We start from the raw sequence: 6,666 nt of genomic DNA on the forward strand, positions 1-6,666 counted from the left end.
GGCGGGCAGGCCGGGCTGACGCTGTCCGATCCGTTCTGCGTCGACCGGCACCGCGAAAGCTTCAAGCAGTTGATCGAGGACGAAATGGATTTCGTGTTCGGCAACGAGGAAGAGTGGCTCTCGCTTTACGAAACCAAGGACCTTGCCACGGCCCTGCAGGAAGCGGCGATGGTCTGTCCGCTGGTTATCTGCACACGCTCGGGCCATCCCGTAGTGATCCGCGCCGATGACGCGGAAATTCACGTGCCGGTGACAGAAGTGACGCCTGTGGACGCCACCGGGGCGGGCGACCAGTTCGCCGCAGGCTTTATCTTCGGTCTGGCCACCGGGCGCGACCTCAAGACCTGTGGCCTGATGGGCGTGGCCGCCGCTGCCGAGGTGATCGGCCATATCGGTCCGCGTCCCAAGCGACCGCTCAAGGTCGTGTTTGCGGAACAGGGGCTGATCTAGGCGGGGGCCCTTGCGTCAACGCAAGGGCGTTGCGCCCCGGGGACGGGGCGCGGGGGGAACGGGCATGCATGCCCGTTCCGGGCGGCGCGCCGCTTACGCGCCCGTATCCACCACTTCGAAATCGTGTGTGACATCGGCGGTCTTGGCCATCATGGCCGAGGCCGAGCAGTATTTCTCGACCGACAGCTGTATCGCACGCTCCACTTTCGCCGGGTTCACGCCGCGTCCCTTCACGATGAAATGCATGTGAATGCGGGTGAAAACGGCGGGCGTCGCGTCCGCGCGATCGGCATCCAGCTCGACCACCACGTCCTCGACCGGCTCGCGCCCCTTTTCGAGGATCGACACCACGTCATAGGCCGAACAGCCCCCGGTGCCGATCAGCACCAGCTCCATCGGGCTGGGGCCCGGCGTGCTGCCGTCCTCTTCCTTGGTGCCGAAGACGAATTTATGCCCGGTGCCGGAGGTGCCGATGAAGGTCCGGTTCTCGGCCCATTTGACGCGTGCTTTCATGTGGTCGCTCCCGTGAAAGATTTCGGCCGCTCTTAGCGCAGAGCGGGCGGGGGGCCAACCGCCCTTGTTGCGCTCTCAGGCCCGGGGCACCACCAGCCACAAAACCGCCCGCGCCAGCCCGTCCTCGTCGGCACAGGTCAGTTCGACAAGCGCCGGGTCCTCGGGCAGATCATTGAGCGGCAGGGCCGAGCTTGGCGCGCAGTCGGCCAGGATGTCGAAGCCAGCCGGATCGAAGGGGTGCGACCCGATGCTGCCGCCGCCAATACGGTGCGCTGGCAGAAGCTGCTGACTGGCGCTCAGCGTGTCTTCGATACGGGCCGCCACCCCGGCGAGCGGCAGGACATAGCGGGCGTCATGCCCCGCAAGGGAAAGGCCCGTATCATCCAGTGTGACGTCCTCAGGGTTCCAACGCATGGGGCGATCGAGCGGCCAGGCTTCGAAGTCACCGTAGACGGAATAAGGGTTCAAGGGCGCGGCCAGGGGCAAGGTTTCGGCGCGAGGGCTACTGCCCGGGCCACTGTCCACCACCCGCGCGACCGCGCGAAAGCCGCGGTCGTCACCGCCGTCAAGGCTGCGAAAGATCATCAGCGTGTCGGTCTGGGCCACGCCGTGCAGCCCGTGATTGTCCACGCTGCGCCGCAAGAGAAACAGTGTATCGGCATTGCGCGCGAAGAGCCGGTCCTCGATGGCAAGGGTTCGCGGCGGGGTCGCCGAAACGGGACAGGCGGCCAGCACAAGCGTCGCCAGACCTGCCTTAATCCCCCAGCTTCGCATGCACCTCATCCAGGTCGATCTCGCCAGTGGGCATCTTGTTGGCCGGGTTCTCGAAATCGTATTTGAAGAGTTGGAAGTCCTTCTTGTAGATCTCGTAGACCAGGTGCATCGACAGGTCGTCGAAATAGTCTTCGACCGGGTGCGCGCGTTTGGGCCCGTGTCCCTCGGACTCGTTGAACCGGGGCACCTCTTCCAGCTTCACCGGGTGGGTCATCTCGATATTGTCCAGGACGCTCTGCATCCCGTCGTTGAACTTCTCGGTCCAGAAGATGTTGTCGTAACGCCCGCCGTTGACGATGAAGGTCGAGATATGGCCCGACATGGCAGACCAGTGGATGTCGGGGTCCATCGGGCGGCGCCAGCGGATGGTGTCGCGGGCAAAAAGCAGGAAGCGGCGGAAGCTGGCAATCTGGTCGAACTCGCCCTTGCCGTCATCGCCGCCCACCTCGATCCCGTATTTCTGGATCAGGAGCGGCACCAGGTTGCCCCGGTAGCGTTTGCCGTTTCGCTGGATGCCGCAGATCTTGTCGAAAAAGCTCGACAGGATACGGGTGTAGGGGTTGCGAACACAGGTGAAGGCATAGCTCTTGTGGTCGCGCACATTCGACTCGATAAGGGGCTGAGAGTCGTCGAAGGCCCACTTGTGCATACCGTCCTTGGCATCATGAATATCGCCATCGAAAAACACGCCATTGTCCGAGTAATACATGATCTGCCCGATGGTCGAGCAGGCACATTTCGGCACCACCCGATAGACGACGCTTTCGCTGGTCGTCATCCATGTTCCGGGGAAACCCATACCGCCTTGCCTCCAATTTCCTGTGCCAGATCTTCAGATTGATCCGGTCTTTTTGAAACTCTAGTCTGTCTTTACACGCTGTTAGACAGTAATGGCACAACAATAAGGAAAGTTTGAGGCCTCTGTTTCACGTATGGCAAAAATTGCCTTCATCCTTTTGTGCCACAAGGACCCCGAGGCGATCATCCTGCAGGCGCGTCGCCTGACGGCTGCGGGGGACTGCATCTCGATCCATTTCGACGCGCGTGCCGGGGCTGAAAGCTTTGCCCGCATTCGCGATGGTCTGGCCGACAATCCGGGCGTGACCTTTGCCCGCAAGCGTATCAAGTGCGGGTGGGGGGAATGGAGCCTGGTGCAGGCCACGCTCAGCGCCGTCGAGGCCGCGGTCGAAGCCTTTCCCGACGCAACCCATTTCTACATGCTGTCGGGCGACTGCAACTCGATCAAGTCGGCGACCTATGCCCACGAGTTCCTGGATCGCGAAGACAAGGACTATATCGAAAGCTTCGATTTCTTCACATCGGGCTGGATCAAGACCGGCATGCGGGGCGAGCGGCTGATCTACCGCCACCTGGTGAACGAGCGCAAGCACAAGAAGCTGTTTTATTGGCTCATGGACCTGCAGCGGCGGTTCGGGCTGGAACGGGCGATTCCGGGCGACTTGCAGATCATGATCGGAAGCCAGTGGTGGTGCCTGCGCAGGTCCACGATCGAGAAGGTGCTCGACTTCTGCCGCCAGCGCCCCGACGTGATCCGCTTCTTCCGCACCACCTGGATCCCGGACGAAACCTTCTTCCAGACCTTGGTGCGGCATGTCGTGGCCGAACGAGAGATCGAGACGCGAACGCTGACCTTCCTGATGTTCACCGACTATGGAATGCCGGTGACCTTCTATAACGACCATTTCGACCTGCTGCTCAGCCAGGACTTCCTGTTCGCGCGCAAGATCAGCCCCGAATCCACCGAGTTGAAGGAAAGGCTGGGGGAGCTCTGGGCCTCGGACCGACGCGATTTCGCGGTCTCGGGCGAGGGAAAGAAGCTCTTTGAATTCCTCTCGGGCCGGGGCCGGATCGGACGCCGCTTCGCGCCGCGCTTCTGGGAAAGCGAAAGCACGCTTGGCCAGGAACGCGAGCTGATGATGATCGTGTGCAAGAAATGGCACGTGGCCAAGCGCCTGCTGGCCACCGCGCGCCGGGTCACGCAGACGCGCGGGTTGGAATACATGTTCGACGAAGCCAGCTGCGACATCCCCCACCTGGGCGGGCTGGAGCGCACGCTTGAAAAACGCAACCGCCACCGTCGTGCGGTGATGCGGCTTCTGTTCGACTATTACGGGGTGGACCGGCTGATGATCTGTCTCGATCCCAACAATGTCGACCTGATGCGCGATTTCATGTCCGACAAGTCGAACAATCGCATCCTGGAAATCCAGTGCACCTTCGATGACGATTACCTGATCGGCCACGCCCACCGGGTGGGCCTTGCGCGCGAGGAAACTCCGCCCGAGGTGGTGGCGCAACTTCTGCCCACGCTGCGCCATGACTTCGAATACGAAGGGGCGCGCATCCGCGAGGCGGGGTTCGGCAACCATTTCCGCATACACCAGGATCGCAACCGCGACGAAAACGCCGCCGTGCTGGCCGAGTTCTTCGATCTCGACATGGACGCCGCCCGCGAAATCGCCGATACACCCTACCTGTTCGACGACTGAGGAGCGCCCGGATGGCCTACGCCTATGACGACCAGAATATCTTCGCGCGTATCCTGCGCGGCGAGATCCCCAACAGCACCGTGCTGGAGACCGAGCACACGCTGGCCTTCAACGACATCGCCCCGCAGACGCCGCATCATGTGCTGGTGATCCCGAAGGGCCCCTATGTGACCTATGACCATTTCGCCGCCGAGGCCTCGGATGCCGAGATCGCCGATTTCACCCGGGCCGTGGGCGAGGTGTGCAGGATGCTGGGCATTCGTCCCGGCGATGGCGGCGAGGGCTACCGCGTGATCTCGAACGCGGGCGAAACCGGGGTGCAGGAAGTGCCGCACTACCATCTTCATATCCTCAGCGGCCGTCCCCTGGGCCGCATGGTGAAGAAGGCGGACTGACGCGGGCAGCGGATCGGCCTTGCCGGGGGCGGGCCGATTTGCCATATGTCATGCCGTTGCAAGCCCCCGATTGATGCGAAGGATCGCGAGCCATGACCATCGAAGCCCCCGAAACCGAAGTAGTGACCAGCTGGCGCGTGGCCTGTGACGGCGGCGAGGGCGCACTTGGGCACCCGCGCGTCTGGCTGTCTCTGGATCGCGAGAGCGGCGAGGTCGAGTGCGGCTATTGCGACAAGAAATTCGTCCACGCCTCGGTCGCGGCCAAGTCCGAAGGCTGATCTCCGCCGATCGCGGCCCTTTGACCAAAGGTCAAGCTTTGTGGAGGACCCGGGCGCGCCTACCTTGGAGGTATGAGCGCACCCATCCAAACCCACCCTGTGCCCCATGCGGGCCGGCCCTACAGCCGGGCCGAGCTGGTCAGTGACGCCGTCGTGCACATGGCCGGGCTTGTGCTGGCCCTTGGCGCGGTGCCGGTGCTGATCACGCTTACCGCGATGTGGCAGAACGGGCTGATCGGGACATTGGGCGTGTCGGTCTATGGCACGACGCTGATCGCGATGCTCACATCCTCGCTGATTTACAACCACCTGCCTGCGCCCGACTGGCACGACCTTCTGCGCCGGGTCGATCATTCGGCGATCTATCTCAAGATCGCGGGCACCTATACGCCCTTTGCCCTGCTGTCGGGCAGGGGCCTGGTGATCCTTGCGATTGTCTGGGTGGCGGCGGTGCTTGCCACGGCTGCCAGTTTCCTGGTCCGCAACCGCGCCACCTGGGTTTCGGTCCTGATCTGCCTTGGCATGGGGTGGGCTGTGGTCGTCGGGGGCTGGGATCTGCTGGCCGTGGTCTCGACCCCGGTCAAGGTGCTGATGGTGGTGGGCGGGGTGCTCTATTCCGCCGGGTCGGCCTTCCTGCTGCTCCACCGGCTCAGGTTTCACAACACCATCTGGCACGGTTTCGTCGTCACCGCCTCGGTGCTGTTCTTCGTGGCGATCTTCCTGCACGCGGCAAGCCCCGCCTGACCCTCGCCAAAGCCGCGCCCCCGCGCTACACAAAGACCGCGAGTCAACGAAGAGGGCGGGACATGGCATTCGGCAAAGGGCATCATCTGCATCTGGTGGACGGCTCTGCCTTCATCTTCCGCGCCTATCATGCGCTGCCGCCCTTGACGCGAAAGTCCGATGGGCTGCCGATCGGGGCCGTCTCGGGCTTTTGCAACATGCTGTTCAAGCAGATCGAGGACAACAAGGGCCCCGATGCGCCGACCCACGTGGCGGTGGTGTTCGACCATTCCGGCAAGACGTTCCGAAACGATCTCTACGATCTTTACAAGGCCAATCGTCCGCCCGCGCCCGAAGACCTGGTGCCGCAGTTTCCGCTGACACGCGAGGCCACGCGCGCCTTCAACATCGCCTGTCTTGAGCAGGAAAACTACGAAGCCGATGACATCATCGCCACGCTGGCCCGCCAGGCGCGCGAGGCCGGGGGGCGCTGCACGATCATCAGTTCCGACAAGGACCTGATGCAGCTCGTGGGCGGCGGCGTGGAAATGCTCGACGCGATGAAGAACAACCGGATTGATCGCGACGGGGTGGAGGCCAAGTTCGGCGTCGGGCCGGAACGCGTGGTCGATGTTCAGTCGCTGGCGGGGGACAGCGTCGACAACGTGCCCGGCGCGCCCGGGATCGGGGTCAAGACGGCGGCCCTTCTGATCAATGAATATGGCGATCTAGAAAGCCTGCTGGCGCGTGCCGACGAGATCAAGCAGCCCAAGCGGCGTCAGACGCTGATCGAGTTCGCCGACCAGATCCGCCTGTCGAAACAGCTGGTGACGCTGGATGATCATGTGCCGATGGACGTCACGCTCGACGATCGGGAATTGCGGGCTCCCGAACCGCAGGCCCTGCTCGACTTCCTCGCCCAGATGGAATTCCGCACGCTGACCAAGCGGATCGCTACGCAACTTGGGCTGGAGGCGCCCGAGATCCCCGAACCCGCTGCCATGGCCGCCAGCGAAGACGCCC

Annotated in this window: 9 protein-coding genes; 6 read left to right on the plus strand and 3 right to left on the minus strand. The window is 63.1% G+C overall.

The genetic code is table 11. From position 1 onward, the window contains the following. On the plus strand, positions 1–450 hold a 450-nt coding region (locus ACEQXV_RS17200; RefSeq protein ID WP_370270187.1), incomplete at its 5' end, for an adenosine kinase. A 93-nt stretch (positions 451–543) separates the two neighbouring features. Here ACEQXV_RS17200 and ACEQXV_RS17205 read toward each other — a convergent pair. The 3 genes from ACEQXV_RS17205 to ACEQXV_RS17215 form a co-directional block, all read right to left on the minus strand. After that, positions 544–963 carry an OsmC family protein gene (locus ACEQXV_RS17205; RefSeq protein WP_370254320.1) on the minus strand — a complete coding sequence of 140 codons (420 nt, stop codon included), beginning with the start codon at positions 961–963 and terminating at the stop codon, positions 544–546. Between the two features lie 75 nt (positions 964–1,038). Next, the gene (locus ACEQXV_RS17210) at positions 1,039–1,737 is read right to left on the minus strand and encodes a hypothetical protein (RefSeq protein WP_370254318.1); all 699 of its coding nucleotides are present in this window, start codon (positions 1,735–1,737) and stop codon (positions 1,039–1,041) included. Then, positions 1,718–2,536 carry a sulfotransferase family protein gene (locus tag ACEQXV_RS17215; RefSeq protein WP_370254317.1) on the minus strand — a complete coding sequence of 273 codons (819 nt, stop codon included), beginning with the start codon at positions 2,534–2,536 and terminating at the stop codon, positions 1,718–1,720. The genes ACEQXV_RS17210 and ACEQXV_RS17215 overlap by 20 nt, the downstream gene beginning before the upstream one ends. Before the next feature lie 133 nt (positions 2,537–2,669). Here ACEQXV_RS17215 and ACEQXV_RS17220 point away from each other — a divergent pair, with 133 nt between their 5' ends. The 5 genes from ACEQXV_RS17220 to ACEQXV_RS17240 form a co-directional block, all read left to right on the plus strand. Continuing rightward, positions 2,670–4,247: a DUF5928 domain-containing protein gene (locus ACEQXV_RS17220; protein ID WP_370254316.1), complete on the plus strand. Its 1,578-nt coding sequence runs from the start codon at positions 2,670–2,672 to the stop codon at positions 4,245–4,247. Between the two features lie 11 nt (positions 4,248–4,258). Further along, the gene (locus ACEQXV_RS17225; RefSeq protein ID WP_370254314.1) at positions 4,259–4,642 is read left to right on the plus strand and encodes an HIT domain-containing protein; all 384 of its coding nucleotides are present in this window, start codon (positions 4,259–4,261) and stop codon (positions 4,640–4,642) included. Between the two features lie 92 nt (positions 4,643–4,734). Beyond that, positions 4,735–4,920, plus strand: coding sequence for a zinc-finger domain-containing protein (locus ACEQXV_RS17230; RefSeq protein ID WP_370254313.1), 186 nt, complete (start codon positions 4,735–4,737; stop codon positions 4,918–4,920). Between the two features lie 72 nt (positions 4,921–4,992). After that, positions 4,993–5,664 (plus strand): hemolysin III family protein, encoded by a 672-nt coding sequence (locus ACEQXV_RS17235; RefSeq protein WP_370254312.1) that lies wholly within the window; start codon positions 4,993–4,995, stop codon positions 5,662–5,664. Between the two features lie 62 nt (positions 5,665–5,726). Next, positions 5,727–6,666, plus strand: a 940-nt coding sequence (locus tag ACEQXV_RS17240; RefSeq protein WP_370270189.1) for a 5'-3' exonuclease H3TH domain-containing protein, incomplete at its 3' end; no start/stop codon positions are given.

The organism is Nioella sp. (genome assembly GCF_964229645.1).
Lineage (GTDB): Bacteria > Pseudomonadota > Alphaproteobacteria > Rhodobacterales > Rhodobacteraceae > Nioella.